Origin of the sequence: Chitinophaga flava, from assembly GCF_003308995.1 — a bacterium.
GTDB lineage: Bacteria > Bacteroidota > Bacteroidia > Chitinophagales > Chitinophagaceae > Chitinophaga > Chitinophaga flava.
Map to the genome: position 1 here is coordinate 3066484 of NZ_QFFJ01000001.1, position 20243 is coordinate 3086726.

The following is a 20243-nucleotide window of genomic DNA, read 5'->3' on the forward strand; positions in this document are numbered from 1 at the left end:
TTTAACGGAGTGAATACAGTTTCGAGCAACCTATAAGGCTCCTTATACAGCTATACCAAAGCAAAAATATACCAAAACCCGGATCATATACACATTATGATTTTTGATTATTCCAAATACCCAAAGGAAAGTGCAGAACCCGAAGCAGCCTCCATGATACAAAGTTTCAGGGCAATTGGATATAATATTCAAACCGCTGTGGCCGATATAATTGACAACTCAATATCAGCTGGTGCAAGCAATGTCTGGATTGAATTCCAATGGAAAGGGAGTGATACATGGTTTTCGATAAAAGATGACGGATGCGGTATGACGGATAAAGAGCTTGTGCAGGCAATGCGTCCCGGCAGTAGAAATCCTGATGAGAAACGAGCTCCAAAAGATCTTGGCAGATTCGGACTCGGCCTGAAAACGGCTTCATTTTCACAATGCCGTCAGTTAACTGTTATTTCCAAAAAAGAAAGTCAGGATAAGGCCTTATGGACCTGGGATCTGGATTTCGTAAGCCAAACCAGAAACTGGCACCTTATCCGATACGCCCCTCCGGAATTCGAAACCTCACTTGACGAACTCAGTTCAGGGACAATAGTCATATGGAACAATCTTGACAGGGTAGTAAAGAACATGCAGACTGAAGACAATTCAGCACTTGATAAGTTTTTACAAATAATGGAGTCTGTCAAAGGTCATCTGGCTATGGTTTTTCACAGGTATATTGAGAACAGAACTATAAAGCTATTTTTCCAGCAACGGGAGATCCTTCCCTGGGATCCTTTTCTATCGGACAATACAGCCACAAGAAAATTCCCGGAAGAGCCCTTATTGAATGGAAAAATCAAAGTAAAGGGCTTTGTTCTTCCTCATAAATCAAAGCTCTCAGAGAATGACCACAAAAATGCAGAGGGCCCTGGTGGATGGAATGGTCAACAGGGGTTTTATGTGTACAGAAATCAGCGTTTGATACTGGCAGGGGGGTGGCTTCGCATGTTCAGACAGGAGGAGCAATATAAACTCGCCAGAATAATGGTAGATCTTCCCAATGATTTAGATGCAGAGTGGCAAATAGATATTAAAAAGTCCGTTGCACGCCCACCCCATATGCTCAGGGACCAATTAAAAGCCTATGCCACCAGAATACGGGGTAATGCCGTTCTGGTGTATCGGCACAAAGGACAAGTATTACAACGCAAACTCAACACTGCATCTTTTCAGCCGGTATGGAACGCAAAAATTCAAAATGGGAAAAGATATTATGAAATCAACCGGGACCATCCGGTAATAAAGGAGATTGCGCTTGAAGGCAATAAAACTATTAACACCATACTAAAATTACTGGAAGAGTCTCTTCCTATTCCGTTGATAGTACTAAATGAGAACGAGGATCCGGATTCCTTTAAACAGCCTTATGAGGACTCCAGGAAGAATGACCTTCTGGAAGTCCTGAAGCTCACCTACAAAAACCTATTAAATAATCATTCGGAATCTCAGGCAAAAGATAAACTATATCTGATTGAGCCTTTCAATAACTATCCGGAATTAATTGACAGTTTATGAGCGAAATTCTTGACAAAGCCAAAAATATCTGCATAACAATACTCTCCAATGAAAAACAGGTGATAACAGCGGCTGTTATCAAAGAGACCATTGAAAAAGCCAGTCTGCTCTATCCCTTGTCAGATCCGGAGAAGCAATCCCTGTTTAAGACGCTGGAGACGTTGTATGCTGTCTTTTCAGATGAATACCGCATCCTGGATGATGCTACCCCGGAGCCATGGGTAAAAAACAGAAAATCAGAGTTCAGGTGGCAATTCTGGAACAGATACAGACAATTTCTGGAGAGCAGAAACTACGCCCCTGACACGATAAATAAACTAGACGCACTCACAGAAGATATTCTTGACAGGCTGGTCCAACCTGGAAGTCACCAGCGTTTTGAGAAAAAAGGGCTGATTGTTGGCCATGTTCAATCCGGCAAGACCAGTAATTACATTGGACTTATCTGCAAAGCAGCCGATGTTGGGTATAAACTTATTATCGTATTGGCAGGAATTCACAACAGCCTTCGAAGTCAGACACAACTCAGGATAGACGAAGGTTTTCTGGGCTTTGATACGCAAACAGCCAGAAATTTTTCTAAAACGTCCAACAGAATTGGAGTAGGCAGGATAAATCCCAACCTTGCTGCGCATTCCCTTACTACCAGTGATGTTAACGGAGATTTTACAAGAAAGGCATCGGAAGCTTCCGGGGTAAATATACGGGGTAATGATCCTATTATCCTGGTGGTAAAGAAAAATCCATCGGTATTGAAAAACCTGCTGTTATGGCTTACAAGCCGTGGAGAAACCATGAGTGACGGGCAGAAGCTCATACGGGATCTTCCTCTGCTGTTAATTGATGATGAAGCAGACAATGCGTCAATAAATATCAGTAAAACACATGTTTCAAAAATCAACGCAGCCATCAGAGCACTTTTGGAAAGATTTGAACAAAATGCTTATATAGGCTACACTGCGACACCGTATGCTAATATATTTGCCAAGTACTATGATGATGAAGAAGCCAAAGATCTGAATGAAAACTTTGGTAGTCTTAATATTAAGATCGGCAGAGATATCTTCCCCAAAGACTTTATAGTAAATATCCCAGCTCCCTCCAACTACATAGGACCTGCTAAAATCTTTGGTATTGTGAGCAGTGAGGATTTAGACAAAGAGGTTGAGCCAATCTCCCTTTTTAGAATTATTAAAGACTACCAGCCTTCCAAACCGGATCCAGATGATAAGGAGGCCATAAAAGATTATAACGAAAAAATCGAATCTATAAGAAAAACGAATCCTTATTTCATCACTGACCTACATAAAAAAGATGATGCCTTTCCAAGGGACTTACCTCCAAGCCTTCACAGAGCCATGAAATGCTTTTTCCTTGCCTGCGCAGCACGGAGAGTCCGTGGACAGGCCAAGGAACATAATTCAATGCTGATTCACGTATCACGATTTATTAAATGGCAGGATAAGATAGCCTCACTTGTGTTTGATACTTTCAAATCTTATTCACGACAGATAGAATTTAATACAGGGAGTATTTATGATGACCTTAAAGATCTATGGGAAGAAGAATTTGTTCCTGAAACGAGGAAATTGATCCAAAACAAAGCAGTAGATGACCCATCGATTACAGAAATATCCTGGAGCGAATTAAAGCCACATATTTATCCTGCGATTTCAAAAATCGATGTTCGGGCCGTCCATGGTGATACTAAAATAGAAGGTCTGAAACATAAGAACATTCGTCCTCTTGATTATTTTGAGAATAAAGAATCAGGGTTATCAGTAATCGCCATCGGCGGTAACAAGCTTTCACGGGGTCTCACACTTGAAGGGCTCACAATCAGCTATTATTTACGGGCATCTAAAATGTATGATACCCTAATGCAAATGGGCCGCTGGTTTGGCTACAGGCCTGGCTACCTTGATCTGTGCCGGCTATTTACCAGTGAAGAATTGGTAGACTGGTATAGACATGTAACAGTAGCCACAGAAGAAATGCGGGCTCAATTTGACCGAATGTGTGATCTTGGTAAAAAACCAAGAGATTATGGATTAAAAGTCAGAACACATCCCGGGATTCTAAATATTACTGCAGCAAATAAGTTCAGATATAAAGAGATTATGAGACTTAGCTTTTCCGGGGAGCTTGAGGAAACTTATTCATTTAAAATAAGCTCAAGAAAACACCAGGAAAATCTGAAAGCACTTAAAAGTTTTGTTACTAAACTGGGAGAAGTACAGGGTCCGGTTAATCAGATAGAAGCTTTTAAAAAACATTTTATCTGGAATGGGGTTGCCAACTATAATCAGATAATCGAATTTCTCTCAGGCTATTATTCATTTCAACCTTCATTTAATGTAAATCTTATTTGTGAATATATATTAGCTCAGGTACGACATGGGAGTCTACGTGATTGGACTGTTGCATTAATCAACAAGTCAACTGCTCAAATGGGTGAGCGATTTGACCTCGCCCCTGATCTGAATGTAGGTTTAACCACCAGAACAAACTCACGTGAAGACGGCCAGGATTTTTATGTAATTACCAAATCTCATATAATTGATCCAAGCCACGAGTATATTGATCTTACAGATGAGCAAATCTCTGATGCTATAAGCATAACGCTGAAGGATTGGGCTAAGAAGGGAAGCATAAACAGCAAGGGTTTAATGCATCCAAGTTCATTGAGAATCAAAACGACACGCCATACCAGCAAGGCTTTATTGTTAGTTTATCTATTAAACAACCGCCCTGACAACAAGAGATCCCCTATAGCAGATTGCCCCGTTGTTGGGCTGGCAATAAGCTTTCCTTATATAGATACCAATAAGGATGAAAAGATCGAATATGCAGTAAACGAACAATTCCTGAAAGAAATACTTGATTATCCGGATGAACTTGATCAACCTGATTATTTACAGGACAATATTGAGTTGCAGGAGAATACTACAGATATCGATGATGAAATTCGTAATCACATCGAAAAAAGCCGGAGCATCAACAGCATTATTGAACTATCATTTAAGGAAGGAATTCAAGGAAATCAAATAGATGAAAATTCCATTGATCAATCAAACGAGCAACCTGATATTATAATACCAGCGAGGCTCATCGAAAATAAACAGATAAGCATACAATCAAAGCTAATCCCGTTTATACGGAAACAGGACATAAACAAGTTCTACTGCACTCCGAAACCAGATTTTTATATCGGGAACATAACATCTGTACAGAACCTGGAGGCTGGGAAAATAATTGCCGCTGAGCATAAATCCGGTATCGTTTTCTCATTATCTGATTTTGAATGTGTACTGGAAGAAGGATGCATCGGGATTCAATCCGGGGAAATCCCATCCTTATATCTGCTGACACTTCTGAATTCTACTTTATTTAGCTACTGGGTCGCTCAGAATGAATCAAACAGTATACAGGTGACCATTGAGAACTTCCCTATAAAGATGCTTCCGGAGAATAAGCACATCAATTATTTCGCGGAGGCGATAATATTCCTTGGAAAGCAGAGAAGTAACCGTACAAATTCAATCATTATCAATTATTTTTCAGGCATACTTAATGCTGTAGTATTCGAGATATACTTCCCGGAAGACTTTTCCAGAAATAATCTATCAATGTTGAGTGTATTGGAAGAACTGATACTGAATAACCCAATAGATATTAACGAAATAGTGGTTACATATAATGCACTTAATGATACCAGACATAAAGTACATCAAACGTTACAAAAACTCATTTCAGTTGAAAAGGTAAAATCCATCTATAATTCTCTGAAAAATTAGTCCAGCCCAATGCGAATTACATCCATTCAGTTAAACAACTACCGTGCGTTCCTCAATATAAACGACAAGGATGATTTTTCCATCGAATTACCAACAGGTCATAACCTGTTGATATATGGTGAAAACGGAAGCGGAAAATCATCATTATTTAACGCCGTGAGAGATTTTATTTTCTCATCAGTTAACCCTGACCAACCATTTGCCACCAACAAATTTTACGACGCCGATAAAGTATCCGAAAAGCCATACATTGCAGTAGGGTTTGAGAATGACGATAATAAATATTTCTACTCCGAAGATCCAGCGCTGACAGACTCCCACACCTGCCATCATATCAGAAAAGGAGTGGCTACTTATGGGTTTATAAGCTACAGAGATCTGCTAAAACTCCATCTGTATGAGATCGGACAATCCATTGATTATTTTTCCTTTTTCTTCGGAAAAGATGGTCTTCTGGCGGAAGAAACACTGCTCACACCTTCATCTCCGGGAAACAAAAAAACATATGGACAACTATGGGGCGACATTGAACAGGAAAAAGATACTCAAGCGCTTGAAGACTATAATATCAATGCCGCACAACTCATTGCAAGACTAACAGAAAAAACGAACCACCTTCTGCTGTTCTTCGAGAATAAACTCAAGATAAATATTGAATATATTGACGGGCAGATTGACAATGCAGTTACAAGTCCCCGGATATTATTTCATATTGAGTTATTCGGAAAAGAAATTGAAAGTCATCATGGTATCCTAAATGAAGCCAGATTAACATCTCTGGCTATATCGATTTATTTTGCCAATTTGTTATCCTTTCCTGATAACGATTTTAAATTCCTTTTTCTGGATGATATTTTTATAGGATTGGATATGTCAAACAGAATTCCACTTCTGGAGATATTAACAGCAGGAGATATCCACGGAGCTTCCTTCAGAAGTTTTCAGATTTTTATAACAACTTATGACAAAGAGTGGTTTGAGCTTGCCAAGTCTTACTTAAAGGATAACTGGGATACCATTGAATTTCTGGTAGACGATCATTCCGCTATTCCGGAACGTCCTTATATAAAGAAAAGCCAATCACATAAAGAACGGGCAGAATATCATCTTCTGAATGGAGATTATCCCGCCTGTGCCAATTATCTAAGAAAGGCTTTTGAAAAAGAGCTGCGCAGAATATTACCTTATAATTTCCTTTATCCGGGAAGAAAAGATACTTCCGTCACCAGTGGAATTATCGACATTCCCAAAAGCCACTTTACCATTACTGATGCGCTGGAAACCTGGTCCTTTAATATAAACAACAACGCCCTCAACAGAGGCTATTCCTCAGATTTTATGGGACTGGAGGTGCTCATAGGAAAATTTGAAAAATTAATTACTCAATACAGGATACCTTTTGGGTATACAAATGAGCTTCGCATCATCAAGAATCGTTTGTTAAATCCTCTGTCACATGAGAATCTGCGATCTCCAGTATTTAAACGGGAGTTAATCCAGGCATTTAAAATACTGGAAGAGTTTTCTTTTTTTGAATCCAGAATAATTCTGCCGGTTGACAGTGAAGAATCCGTTTTGCTAACTGCTCCAAAAGAAAACAGTTTGAAGACTAAATATTTTTATAGGTTCGAGCTCCTGGAAAGCCTCAGATTTATTAGATATAAATCATTCTATACGTTTCTAAATGTAAAATGCAGATCATTATATAAACAACGATTCAATGGCCCTCAGGAAGTAATGGAGTATGATTATACTTCCGTCAACAAACTATGCAAAAGCATTTTCAAAGACAGTACGAAAAGCTCATCCAATGACACGATATACGATAACGAATTCGAATTCAATGAAATATATACTGAAGATGGAAAAAATATAAAGGAGCTCATAAAATGAAGAGGATACAGGAAATATGGCAATCTCTGCATACTGATAAAAAATCTCAACCCGGCTTAGATAAAATCAGGTATTCAGAAGATCTAACGGCTGACTTATACCTTGGAATCAAATATCCTGAATCTTATCGCATCCTACTTCTGCGAACCGAGACATCTTATTTAAAGCACTATGAGATAAAAGAAACCAAAGGAATCAGGCTGGAAAAAATATCTGACGGACAATCAGATAACAAAACGCTTCTGTTGATCATACTGATTGACGACAATCTCAGGGAAATATTTAATGTACTGATACAGGATATTGTACCCCTGTTATTCCCAGTAAAGGATCAGTTTATTATTTTCCGATCATTTAAGAACAGGCTTGAACAATGGTTCTCCTTATTTGAGAAGGCATCCCAGGAAGGTCTTTCAGAGGAAAAACAACGTGGACTATACGGCGAACTGTATTTTCTGAGAAAGTGGCTAAGAATATCAACCTATATAGAGTACCCGGTTAAATCCTGGGTTGGTCCGCTTTTCGCGATCAGAGACTTTCAACATGGTAAATGGGCGCTGGAAGTAAAAACAAGTCATGGTAAAAATCATCAGAAAATTTATATCAGTAATGAGAGACAACTGGATACCACAAACCTTGATACTCTGATTCTCTTTCATTTATCACTGGAAATCCGGCAACAGGACGGAGAGACCCTCAATAACGTTGTTGACAATATAGCTGAATTATTAGTGCAGGAACAAACGGCCCTTAAGGAGTTCCAGACCAAACTACTGGAGGCCGGATATTTTCCTGATCACCGCAACTTATATGAGACAACGGGCTACAAAATACGAAAGGAATCATTTTTCAGTGTTAAAGGTGATTTTCCAAGGATTGAAGAAAAAGATATACGAAATGGGGTAGGAGACATTTCCTACAGCATTATTCTACCAGATCGGGATATTTATCTCATCGAAGAGGAAAATGTTTTTAAAATAATTACAGATAATGGCAACCAACATGGATAACAATGAACTAAAAAAATTCTATCACACACTTCAACAGGATATACGGACTGACCAGATCAGTGATGAGGAAGGTGGAATGCTTGAGCAGATTTTTACTCAATCTGCTGCAAATTTATTATCAGAATCGGGAGAGGTTGAAAATGTCCGTGTTGCATATGATGAAAAACTGATTAAAACCGGGGTCCAACACAAAATAAATGCATATGCCGTAGCTGATAACTATGAAACAATAGACCTTTTTATTTCTATTTACAATGGCACAGATGAGATTGCAGTCGTATCCAAAGCAGAAATTGATAAAGCAGCCAGGAGGATCACCAGTTTCTTCAAAAACGCAGTTTACAAGGAATATGTAGCCGGCATTGAAGAATCATCTGAAATTTTCCAGCTGGCACTTTCTCTCAGTGAATCCCAGGATATTAAGGAAAATCTGGTAAGAATAAATGCGATCATTCTTACAGACGGGCTCTATAACGGAGAGAATCCTGCCCAACAAAACATTTACAGTTATCCGATATTTTACAGAGTAGTAGACATAAACTATCTCTACAATATATCTGAGAAGTCACATATTCCGATAGAGATTGATTTTAAAGCAGATGGTTTCAGGATACCTTGTATCCAATCACCATCAGTGAATAACGAATATGAATCCTACCTTGCGATTATCCCTGCGGAAGCGCTAGTGAATATTTATGAACGTTTCGGATCAAGACTTCTTGAACAAAATGTAAGGTCCTTTCTTCAATTTACCGGAAAAGTAAATGGAGGAATCAGAAAGACCATATTACATGAACCACACATGTTTCTGGCATTCAATAATGGTATTGCCGCAACTGCCGATGCGGTTAATATCGAGTTATCAGTTGAAGGGACATATATTACCAAAATAAATGACTTACAGATTGTTAACGGAGGGCAGACAACCGCATCCATCTATCATACCTGGAGAAAGGACAAAAAGGATGTTTCGGGTGTATTTGTTCAGTTAAAGCTTTCAGTAATAAAAAACAAGGAACAATTCGGCAGTATTGTAAGCAGGATTTCAGAATACGCCAATACACAAAATAAGGTTTCGATTGCTGACTTAAGTTCAAACAGACCATTCCATATTGAACTGGAAAAACTCTCAAGAAATATATGGACCCCGGCATCCGGCGGCCAGTCGCTGCAAACAAGGTGGTTTTATGAAAGAGCAAGAGGCCAGTATAAAAATGCCAGAATTAAAGAAGGCTTTACCAAAAATAAGCAGAAGGCATTTGATCTTAAAAATCCCAAAAATCAGGTATTCACTAAAGAAGATCTGGCCAAATACGCAAATGCATACCAGGAAGTAGCCAATGGGCGGAAAATAAACATCGGTCCGCACTACGTTGTCAGGGGAAATCAAAAAAACTATGTACAGTTTATCAACTATAATTTACCACAAAGTGTTGACAATGTTTACTTTGAAGATATCGTAGCAAAATCCTTGTTATTCAAAGCTGCCGAGAAAAGATACGGAATCAAGCCCAACTCCATTGGAGATATGAGATATATCACTGTGCCTTATAGCATTGCATGGTTATCCTACCAGGTCAAAAATAAAATTGATCTGTATAAAATATGGAAAAATCAATCCATATCAGAAGCCTTATCCGATACATTGTATGAGATAATGATACGTATTGAACAATATATAAAAGGCAATGCTCCCGGATCATTATATGGTGAATGGGCTAAAAAAGAGGAATGCTGGCTGGCTGTCAGGGAACAAACCTTTGGTATCGATCTGTCAAAACTCAACAACGACCTGGAAGATTCGAAAAAACAGACAGTAAGACGGCGTATTACCGATGATGACAGCCATCAGGCTAATATATTACTGGAAACAGAAAAAGTTAAAGCTATTCCAGCTGTGGTATGGAGTAAAATAGAAGACTGGGGAAGAACATCCGGAAAACTCTCCATGCAGCAGCAGAACGTTTCCTGGAATATTTCATCCAAATTACGGAGCAATACAGCAATGTCAGATTATGAAAGGAATGCAGCACTCAGAATCATTGATCTTATTGCAGAACATAACCCCGAACTGCTCAATGAAACCGATGAAGAAGGAAACAGCAATCCTATAGCCGATCCACCTATCGAAATAAATATTGACACCGTTAAAAAGATTATTGACTGGGATAAACGCAACAAACGGCTTAAATCCGATCATTACAAATACCTGGTAGATATTGCTGATGGAAAGATTCAATTAACGATACAAGCTCAGAAGAAAATCAAGTTAAATCTCGAACGGCTGGCTAAATACGGCTTTAAGATCTAATAGTCGCTTTAAAAAGGGGGCAGATATAAGTATCAGCCCCTCATCCTGATTCCTATTGTATCTTATACCAAGGTAATCCCTGTACACCTCCCGGATGATGAACAGCCGTCTTCAGGCTATTCCCATGAATTTCAAACCACGCAAAAGAACTACGCCCATTAAGGTGATACACGGTAGGATAAACGCTCTCGTTGTTAATCTCAAACCAAGGTTGCGTATGCGTTCCGCTGGGATGATGAACCGTTGTAAAGATTTGGTTATCACGAATCTCAAACTCAGCCTGTCCTCTCCATCCATCTGGATGATGCAAAGTTCTGTAGATGTACATGTGTGAAGATTTTTTGGGTTAATACTTTCAATGATTAAGACATTTTTATTAAAACGCAATAGGTAGATAAAGGTACTATTTTTAACTCCTTGATGGTTCGATTAAAACATTCAGACCTCAAACTCAGAGAACAATGGGTAATAAGTTTCAACTCCTCAATGGTTCGATTAAAACCAGTTGGTAAATTGTAGGATACTCGTCGAATATCAAATTTCAATTCCTCTATGGTTCGATTAAAACCGCCTATATTGCTGCTTAATGAAGCTACGACTGGCCTATTTCAATTCCTCTATGGTTCGATTAAAACGCAAATAACCTTTTGGCAGCAATAGAAAGGTATCCATTTCAATTCCTCTATGGTTCGATTAAAACCTCCTGGTACGATATGGGAATGGCATTAGCCAACGATTTCAATTCCTCTATGGTTCGATTAAAACCCTAATAACTTCAAACACACTCCCTTGCCCATTAAGCATTTCAGCATTCCAATTTACTAATTCTTCTGCTCAATGATCGTCGACCTCCAATAACATGATTTCCCCCAGGGATCGACGACTTTTTAGGATTTCTTCCGTTCCACCAGTAACTCCCTGGCTTCTACATTCAGCACCTCGGCAATGGCGAAAAGTGTTTCAATTGTAGGTTGCATCTTGTTTGTGCACCACTTCGAGACAGAGGTTCTATTAACTTTTAGCGTCTCGGCAAGCCAATTATTGGTCTTTCCCTTCTCTGCCAGAACAGCTTTAATTCTATTATATATTTTATCACTCATTGCTAAAAATTAGGGGCAATCAACTCGGTAATCTTAATTTCAATTCCTCAATGATCCGATTAAAACAGTGCTGGGTTCGTTTTTAAACCTCAAGACAATGTATTTCAATTCCTCTATGGTCCGATTAAATCGCCTGGCAAAAATCCAGTGTAGCCTTTGCTATCGGATTTCAATTCCTCTATGGTCCGATTAAATACAGAGCCCCTCTCCACAACTACCTATTTAAAATTAGCGCATTGCATATTATAAAGCAAAATATTTGATCAACACAGCACAATAATTAGCTTTAAAAGCTATTTATTTATATTTTTGAGCTAATCAACCCCCAACATTATGCACACCTCCATGTTCCATTTCACTCATCTCACCCAAGCAGAAGAAGCCAATCCTTACCTCACGCTTCATCGTTTTTGCATGTTGATGCCGTTATGTGAAGTAAGACAAATCATGCACAACTGGTTAATGGAATCTTTATCCGCGGAAGATACTATTTACGAAGAGGCAGCAGAAAGATCGCAGTTATTATTGATGTACAATCAGTTATTGTCGCTAATCGATGCAGTGTATAAAATATCGTGTAGTCCTAACAGTTATACAACATAAAAAATTTAAAATACATTAAAACAAGCCACCAGTAAGCATTTAAAGATATCTAAATTATCAAGATGAAAAAATTATTTTGGAGATATTAAAAAAATTATTCCATCTTTGCAGTGTTAAAAAAATCATAAAAACATGTACCGCAATTTTTATCACATACCACAATTACACGCCATAGCCTCAAGAGGCTATATCGTTTGCGGGGCATGTTATGCTACAGAATAGTTGAATAAACGAATTCGATATAACACAGGCCCCGCAAGAGATTGCGGGGCTTTTTATTTTAGAAAAATGGTGAAGAATTTATCAATATATCGCATACAATTTAGCATTCGGCCACTAGGCGGCAAGCATTACTATGCGCATAAACATCAACGACACCGGTGTATAACTGCATGAGCAATCATGTGAAAGATATCTAAAGCCGGTCGTTGCAAAATGACCGGTTTTTTTGTTGCCCCAATGGCCTGACCACAAATGTGTTTTTGGTTAAAACTCAGTCAGGCCAATAGTTTCACGGTTTAGGTAGTTCAATGGTAGAACGTCCGATTGTGGTTCGGAAGATTAGGGTTCGACTCCCCACCTTTACCCGACTGTGAGTGCTGCGATGATGGTGTATCGCAATGGTCTGTAAAACCATCGCCTTAGGGCTTAGCAGGTTCGAATCCTGTCACTCACACCCAGTTTTGTTAACCCCGAAACAGGCCTGTAGCTCAATGGTTAGAGCGGCTGCCTTATACGCAGTGTGTTACCGGTTCAAATCCGGTCAGGCCAACAGTTTCACGGTTTAGGTAGTTCAATGGTAGAACGTTCGATTGTGGTTCGGAAGATTAGGGTTCGACTCCCCACCTTTACCCGATTGTGAGTGCTGCGATGACGGTGTATCGCAATGGTCTGTAAAACCATCGCCTTAGGGCTTAGCAGGTTCGAATCCTGTCACTCACACCAGGCTTTAGCCAAAAGAGACTTCCCTGCCAGGGAAGTAGGAATAGTCGTGTACGCAAACCAGGTGAGGGTTTCAGAGAACCCCGCAGTGCAACGGTAGTAACTGGTTGTATGCTGTTGCGGCATGAGGTATTCTTCAACATCAGGATCTATGGGTAGGAGGTTCGATTCCTCCCTGTTTAAAAAAACAGTAGCTCATTTGGGTAGAGCAATAGACAACAACGACGGGTTCGACTCCCACCTCGCAAGAGGCTAGCCAAGTGGAAAGGCGAAGGACTGAAGATCCTTTATAGAAGCGCGCTCCTTCTCAAAAAAGCGAAACAGAAGCCAGGGTTATATGCCTTGTTACCGCGTCAAAAGGGCGTGGTAAAACAATCCGGTCTACACCAGCAAACAGCTGTAAATGTTTTTTAAAATCGTGTCTAATAGTCTCCTTCCGCCACTAACAGGTACGCATACACGAACTGAAAGCTGTTTCCGTGAAAACGGGATGGACAGTAACGCTGGCTTTAATTTTTCATCCCCCTAAAAAACAAAAAAATGAAAAGAGTAATCATCAATGCGTACGAAATCGGGCTCGTCTTCAAAAGAGGCGTATACCAGCGCATGCTTACCGAAGGAAGCTACTGGCTCTTCGGCGAACAGGCAGAAGTGTATAACATCAATCAGCCTTTCAACGCACCGGTAGAACTCAACATTCTCCTGCTGGATAAGGCTCTGGCCGATTCTCTGCAAGTCATCGAAGTAAAAGAAACAGAAATCGTATTGATGTATCAGAACGGTTTGCTGAAACAAGTATTGACAACCGGAAGATATACTTTCTGGAAAAGCCTGATCGAACACAAATTTGTGAAAGCTGATACCAGCAAAATAAACATCACCGAAAATATAAACAGGGCCACCCTGAATCACAAGCTGGTACAGCCTTACGTAAGAACCATCACTGTGGAGAACTATGAAAAGGCCGTACTGCTGATCGATGGCAAATACGAGATGATACTGTCTCAGGGCGTGTATCACTGGTGGAAAAATGATATCTCCATCATGGTCAGCAAAGTGGATATCAGACAGCGGCAGCTGGAGATCAACGGACAGGAAATCCTGACCAAAGACAAGGCTGCACTGCGGATCAATGCCTGGGCACAGTACAAGGTAAATGATATCGAAAAAGCGGTGCTGGAAAACAAAGACTACGAAAAACAACTGTACGTCCTGTTTCAGCTGGCACTGCGGGAATACATCGCTGGGCTGGGCTTCGATGAACTGTTGGAGAAAAAAGACACCTTGTCCGGCTTCATTCTGGATGCAGTGAGCAAAGGCGCGGAAGACCTCGGTACTGCCGTTGCGTCTTTCGGTATCAGGGATATCATCCTTCCCGGCGATGTAAAAGACATCATGAACCAGGTGCTTGTAGCGGAGAAAAAAGCGCAGGCCAACATCATCATGAGAAGGGAAGAAACTGCCAGCACCAGAAGCTTGCTCAATACAGCCAAACTGATGGAAGATAATCCCATGCTGTTTAAGCTGAAAGAAATGGAATATGTGGAGAAAATAGCGGAGAAAATCAACAACATCAGTGTTTCCGGCAACGGAGTACTGATTGATCAGCTCCGGCAGATCTTCATCAGCAAATAGTTTTTTAGAAAAGAGTTAACTTCGCGGTTGACTCTTTTCTAATTTTAGCACACTATGCACGGACGTAACCGAAACGATATATACCCAGGCCTGGAAGTAGCGATCATTCTCAAAAAAGACCAGCGTACCGGCAAGCGTACCTATGGTATTGTACAGGATATCCTCACCTCGGCACCCTACCATTCCCGCGGCATCAAAGTAAGGCTGGAAGACGGACAGGTAGGCAGAGTAGACGAAATAAATGTCACAGAAGAAGACTGACATTTTCACTACATATAAATATCAATTCTAAGGTGATGATGCCATCACCATCACGCAGAAAAGTCGTACTTTGACGACGTTTCAAGAGTGCAGATTACATGCGGAATATAACTACCCTCAATGATGTTCACCAGCAGTTTGCCGAGTACTTTGAAGTACCGGTCCTGAAGCCGTATGCTTACCTGCTGTCTAAAAAACTCAGTGAAGGGCATATCTGCCTGGACCTCGACAGTATCAGTGAAGAACAGGACAGCCTTCCCGGTTTCTATCAGATCGCGGAAAACGGTGCTGCCCCGCTGGCAGGCATCCCATTGATAGGAAAAAACGGAAACGATTCCCAGCCTTTTGTACTGTTTCAAAACAGACTGTACCTGCAACGGTACTACCGCTACGAAACCAACTTCCTGCAACATATCAATGATTTTCTTACTACAGAAAAAGCACTGCAGTCCGACAGGATTGCCTTGCTTAAACAACAGCAGGAACTGGTACAACAACTGTTTGCCTCTACCGGTCAACTACGCGAAGGCGATGATCCGGCCGACTGGCAACTGGCTGCAGCCATCACCGGAGTACTCAACAACTTCACCATCATCACCGGCGGGCCCGGTACCGGTAAAACCACTACTGTGGCCAAACTGCTGGCCATCCTGTATGCTACCGACCCAGCCCTGAAAGTGGCCCTGGCCGCACCTACCGGTAAAGCCGCCGCCAGGATGGCGGAAAGTCTGCGCAATACCACCATCCCGGTAAGCCCGGAGATCGCTGCCAGATTCCAGGAACTGAGCCCTTCCACCATACACCGGCTGCTCAAGTCCATCAAAAACAGTCCGTACTTTCGATACAACAAAAAGAACCCACTCACCTATGATGTAGTCATCATCGATGAGTGTTCCATGATAGATGTGGCGCTCTTCGCCAAACTGCTGGATGCCATTCATCCGCAGACACGCCTGATACTGCTGGGAGATAAAGACCAGCTGGCCTCCGTAGAAGCAGGAAGTCTTTTCGGCGATCTCTGCCAGGCACAGGAGAAACTAAATACCTTCTCCGGAGAAAGATTACAGCTCATCAACGGATTTATTACCGACGACAGCCGTAAAATTTCATCTGCACAGGAAGAACAGCATTCTACACACCCGCTGTTCCAACACCTCGTGGAACTGCGGCGCAGTCACCGTTTCACCGGTCATACCGGTATCGGTAAATTCAGTAAAGCCGTCATACAAAACAATCAACTGGCCATCCGGAGCTTCTTTCCGGCCGGCGCCGATAGTCAGGTAGTCATCGATCAAACTAATTCGACAGCATTGTTTGAAGATTTTATCGCCGGATACGAATCTTTTATCAAGGAAACGGATACCCGCACCGCTCTTCGGAAACTCAACGATCAGCGCGTACTCGTGGCTATCCGTGAAGGTGCCCAAGGCCTCTACGCCATCAACCGGGATATCGAAAGATACCTGCATGATAACGGCAAAATCAGGGTCAATGCAGAGTTCTACGAAAACCGGCCCATCATCCTTACCCGTAACTATTATGAGCATGGGTTGTTCAACGGAGACACCGGCATTATCCGGCCTGATGAAAACGGGGTGCTGATGGCCTGGTTTGAAGACAGCAATGGAGAGCTGAAAGGCGTACTGCCCGGCTATCTGACACTGGCGGAAACAGCTTTCGCCATGACCATCCACAAAAGCCAGGGCTCCGAGTTCGGGAAGGTACTGGTGATATTGCCGGACGCAGCAGATGTACCCATCCTGACGCGGGAACTGCTGTATACCGCTGTCAGCCGCGCCCGTAACAAAGTATATGTGCAGGGCTCCGCAGAAGTGATCCTGGCAGCCGCAGAACGTTTTGTGGCCAGGGCTTCCGGCATTGCGGCCAGATTCATTGCCCAGGCAGGCAATGACCAAACAGGAAATTAACAATGGCTATATATTTAAAGGTTTCAAATTCACTCAACAGTCTCGCATCCAGTCTTTCAGACGATCTGAAGGCCGCGGGCAATGGTGTGTTTCAACCTCATTATATCATCACTCAGACGGAGGGGATGAACAACTGGTTAAAGCTGCAACTGGCCTATAAAATGGGCATTGCGGCCAACTGCCGGTTTATGAAACCCAACGACCTGCTCTTTCATCTTTACCTTTTGCTGGGCGGCCCTTTTACACAGGTGCTCTCTCCGCAAAACCTCAGCTGGCTGTTGTTTAAGCTGTTGGGTGAACCCGAGTTTGCGGAGAAATATCCCGAAGTAGCCGCCTACTTTAACGAAGGAGAAGGAGAGAGTGATTTAAAACGTATGGGCCTGGCCGAAAAAGTAGCCGACTTGCTCGACCAGTACCAGGTATACCGTCCGGAGATGATCCGGGAGTGGAGCCAGGCCAATCCGGCCCTGCTCAAGGATGACGACTGGCAAGCCTGGTTATGGGCCAAAGTAAAAGCCCTCTCCGGCAATGCTTTACCCGATAAAACCCTGGTAGGCAACCATATCCTCGAAACCCTTTTCTATAAAGGGCCACACGCGGGATTATCCAACAAGATGCCCGCCGTGCATCTGTTTGGCCTCTCTATCATCACGGCTTATCACGTAAAGATCTTACATGAACTGTCTTCTTATATAGACATTCATTTTCATATCATCAATCCTGCACCCGTGGTGTATTGGTTTGATGACAAAAGCGAAAAACAGCTGGCACGCTGGCGGCAGAAAGGACTGGAGGAACAAAAATCCACCGATCCGATGAACGTAGGTAATCCTCTGCTCACCGGCTGGGGCCGCGTAATACAAAACACTTTCGGGCTGTTTTTCCAATATGAGGCTTTTATCAATGCCTACGAAGAAATAGGCATCGAAGAGCCGATCGCCGATACACTGCTGCATAAGATTCAACACGATATCTTCTCTGCCGCCACTACAGACCGGCACCCGCTTACCCTGGAAGATGTGCAGGACGGCACTGTCACGATCAATTCCTGCTATACTATAGCCCGGGAAGTAGAAGTGCTGTACAACTACCTCGTACACCTGGTAGACCAGCGGCAGGAATCCCTGTCGCCACGCGACATTGTAGTGATGGTGAGTGATATCGATGCTTATGCTCCTTATATCAAAGCGGTGTTCAACAACGCACCGCATAAATTCCGCTATACCATCGCGGATGAAAGTTATACCGATAACGACAACCTCTTCAACGCACTATATGCCCTGCTGACCATCAACGAAGAAAACTTCACTGCGGAAACAGTGATGCAGCTGTTGGATTTTTCGTATATCCGTAACCGTTTTGGGCTAAACGATCCTGTACGCATCCGGAATGTGGTAGAAGCGGCCAATATCCGCTTTGGCATAGAAGGCAGCAAAACGGAGGAAACTCACTTCGTAAGCTGGCGCTATGGAATACAGCGTATCATGTATGGTATTTGTATGAGTGGGGAAGAAGAATATGGTTATGGTGATGATAGCTTTTTCCCGCTGGACATGCAGGAAGGCAGCGATGCCCATGAAACCATCCGGTTCTGCCATTTCGCAGAAGTGCTGATGGCCTCTATCGAAGACCGGCGCAAACTGCGTACCATCCCCGATTGGGTGAAGTATGCAGAACAGATTGTGCATAACCTGGTGTTTGAACAACAGGAAGAAGTAGATGAAGACTACAATACCCTCATCAAACAACTAACAGATTATAACGCACTGAATGAATATATGCAACAGCCAGTGGCCTTCGAAGTATTCAGCCACAGCCTGTTGCAGGCCCTCACCGGCACCACCAGGGCCGGACTCTTCGTCAACGGCGGCATTACCTTCTGTTCGTTGATCCCTATGCGTAGTATCCCATTCAAGGTGGTGGCACTCATGGGCCTTAACTTCGACAAGTTCCCCCGCCGGGAGATCAAGTCCAGCTTCAACCTCATGGAAAAGCAATGGCAGCGCGGCGATCGTAATGTAAAGGAAAACGATAAACATCTTTTCCTGGAAACAGTGCTGTCTGCCCAGCAATATTTATACATCAGCTATGCCGGCCGTAATGCCAAAGATAACAGTCTGTTGCCACCATCAGCCCTGGTAGATGAACTGGTGGATTACATCGTTTCCGGTGTTGAAGACGGAGCGGAAAAGGTACGGGAGCTGCTGATTACGCAGCAGCCGCTGCAGGGCTTCAGCCGCAAATACAGCATGGGCGATGACCGGCTGTATAGTTACCTCAACGCCTTTACGGTTTCCGGAAAAGAAGTCATCAATCCACAGAAAAAAGTCGATCCGCTCACCTTCGATGAAGTAAGCCTGGAAGAGCTGGTCAGCTTCTTCAAAAATCCATTCAAGGCTTACTACAACAAAGTGCTGGGCATCTATTATAACGATGAACAGATTCTGCTGAGTGAAACAGAGCTTTTCAGCCTGAACAACCTGCAGAAATGGGGTATTAAAAATCAGCTGTTGCCTGTAGGGGAAGGGGATACCCGCACCTTACAGAAGACGCTTGTTAAAAAAGGACAGCTACCGTTGAGCAATATGGCTTTTGTGGCCATACAACAGGTAGAGGAGGGGGTACATCCTGTGCGTACGCTGTACGAAGCCTGTACACAGGGCGCCACCGAACAAAGGGCATCCTTTGAAACAACTATAGACGGCACCCTCCTGAAAGGTCATATCAACAGCATCTACCATGATCAGCTGTTACAGATTTCCTGGTCTAAAAGCGAAACCAAGTATCTGGTGGAAGCTTATGTCCGTTATCTGGCTGGTATTGCCTCCGGGGCTGTCAAAGGGATGCAGTTTATTTCCGGGGGCAGGAAAGAGGCCGTATTTACGGCTGCACGCCTATCCAAGGAATTGGCGTATAGCCGTTTACGTGAACTGTTAGCCATTTATAAATCCGGCTTTAACCAGATCTTTGCTTTCTATCCTGACTTTGGCAGCAAGCCCGCCGATCTGAAAGAGCTGGACGTTGACAAATTTGCCAAACTGGTAGAAAATAAATTGAATAATTATCAATACCCATGTAATGATAATTATATCATGCAGGAATATGAAAAAGGATTTTTCGAAGAAGAGCATGTGCTGGCGGCTTACAAGCGTGCTTGTGAACTGCTGATTGTTCCGTTGGCCGAAATTTTTCCTGACTATTACGACTAA

10 protein-coding genes and 5 tRNA genes are annotated in these 20243 nt (G+C 42.3%); 14 read left to right on the forward strand and 1 reads right to left on the reverse strand.

Annotation, left to right across the window (positions count from 1 at the left end):
- The first annotated feature begins 96 nt into the window (after positions 1–96).
- From DF182_RS12235 to DF182_RS12255, 5 genes are read left to right on the forward strand one after another with little or no spacing between them, the layout of a single operon-like run.
- A complete protein-coding gene (locus DF182_RS12235) occupies positions 97–1554 on the forward strand; it encodes an ATP-binding protein (protein WP_113615899.1) in 1458 nt (485 codons plus the stop codon).
- Complete coding sequence (locus DF182_RS12240; protein ID WP_113615900.1) at positions 1551–5351, forward strand: Z1 domain-containing protein; 3801 nt, start codon at positions 1551–1553, stop codon at positions 5349–5351. Before DF182_RS12235 ends, DF182_RS12240 begins: the two co-directional genes overlap by 4 nt.
- Before the next feature lie 9 nt (positions 5352–5360).
- Positions 5361–7244 (forward strand): AAA family ATPase, encoded by a 1884-nt coding sequence (locus DF182_RS12245; RefSeq protein WP_113615901.1) that lies wholly within the window; start codon positions 5361–5363, stop codon positions 7242–7244.
- Positions 7241–8254 carry a PD-(D/E)XK motif protein gene (locus DF182_RS12250; RefSeq protein ID WP_113615902.1) on the forward strand — a complete coding sequence of 338 codons (1014 nt, stop codon included), beginning with the start codon at positions 7241–7243 and terminating at the stop codon, positions 8252–8254. Before DF182_RS12245 ends, DF182_RS12250 begins: the two co-directional genes overlap by 4 nt.
- Positions 8235–10565 carry an AIPR family protein gene (locus tag DF182_RS12255; protein WP_211327100.1) on the forward strand — a complete coding sequence of 777 codons (2331 nt, stop codon included), beginning with the start codon at positions 8235–8237 and terminating at the stop codon, positions 10563–10565. The genes DF182_RS12250 and DF182_RS12255 overlap by 20 nt, the downstream gene beginning before the upstream one ends.
- A gap of 887 nt (positions 10566–11452) precedes the next feature.
- Here DF182_RS12255 and DF182_RS12265 read toward each other — a convergent pair.
- Positions 11453–11665 (reverse strand): helix-turn-helix transcriptional regulator, encoded by a 213-nt coding sequence (locus tag DF182_RS12265; RefSeq protein WP_113615904.1) that lies wholly within the window; start codon positions 11663–11665, stop codon positions 11453–11455.
- Positions 11666–12789: 1124 nt separating this feature from the next.
- Here DF182_RS12265 and DF182_RS12270 point away from each other — a divergent pair.
- The 9 genes from DF182_RS12270 (at position 12790) to recC (ending at position 20243) form a co-directional block, all read left to right on the forward strand.
- Positions 12790–12854 (forward strand) — tRNA-His (locus DF182_RS12270).
- Positions 12855–12860: 6 nt separating this feature from the next.
- Positions 12861–12944 (forward strand) — tRNA-Tyr (locus tag DF182_RS32315).
- A gap of 23 nt (positions 12945–12967) precedes the next feature.
- Positions 12968–13040, forward strand: a tRNA-Ile gene (locus DF182_RS12275).
- Positions 13041–13055: 15 nt separating this feature from the next.
- Positions 13056–13120: transfer RNA gene (locus tag DF182_RS12280), tRNA-His, on the forward strand.
- Positions 13121–13126: 6 nt separating this feature from the next.
- Positions 13127–13213 (forward strand) — tRNA-Tyr (locus tag DF182_RS12285).
- 537 nt (positions 13214–13750) lie between these two features.
- Positions 13751–14845: a slipin family protein gene (locus DF182_RS12290; RefSeq protein WP_113615905.1), complete on the forward strand. Its 1095-nt coding sequence runs from the start codon at positions 13751–13753 to the stop codon at positions 14843–14845.
- Positions 14846–14899: 54 nt separating this feature from the next.
- A complete protein-coding gene (locus tag DF182_RS12295) occupies positions 14900–15106 on the forward strand; it encodes a YwbE family protein (protein WP_113615906.1) in 207 nt (68 codons plus the stop codon).
- A gap of 98 nt (positions 15107–15204) precedes the next feature.
- Complete coding sequence (recD, locus tag DF182_RS12300; protein WP_245957423.1) at positions 15205–17034, forward strand: exodeoxyribonuclease V subunit alpha; 1830 nt, start codon at positions 15205–15207, stop codon at positions 17032–17034.
- Positions 17035–17036: 2 nt separating this feature from the next.
- On the forward strand, positions 17037–20243 hold the full coding sequence (gene recC, locus DF182_RS12305) for an exodeoxyribonuclease V subunit gamma (protein WP_113615907.1): 3207 nt from the start codon (positions 17037–17039) through the stop codon (positions 20241–20243).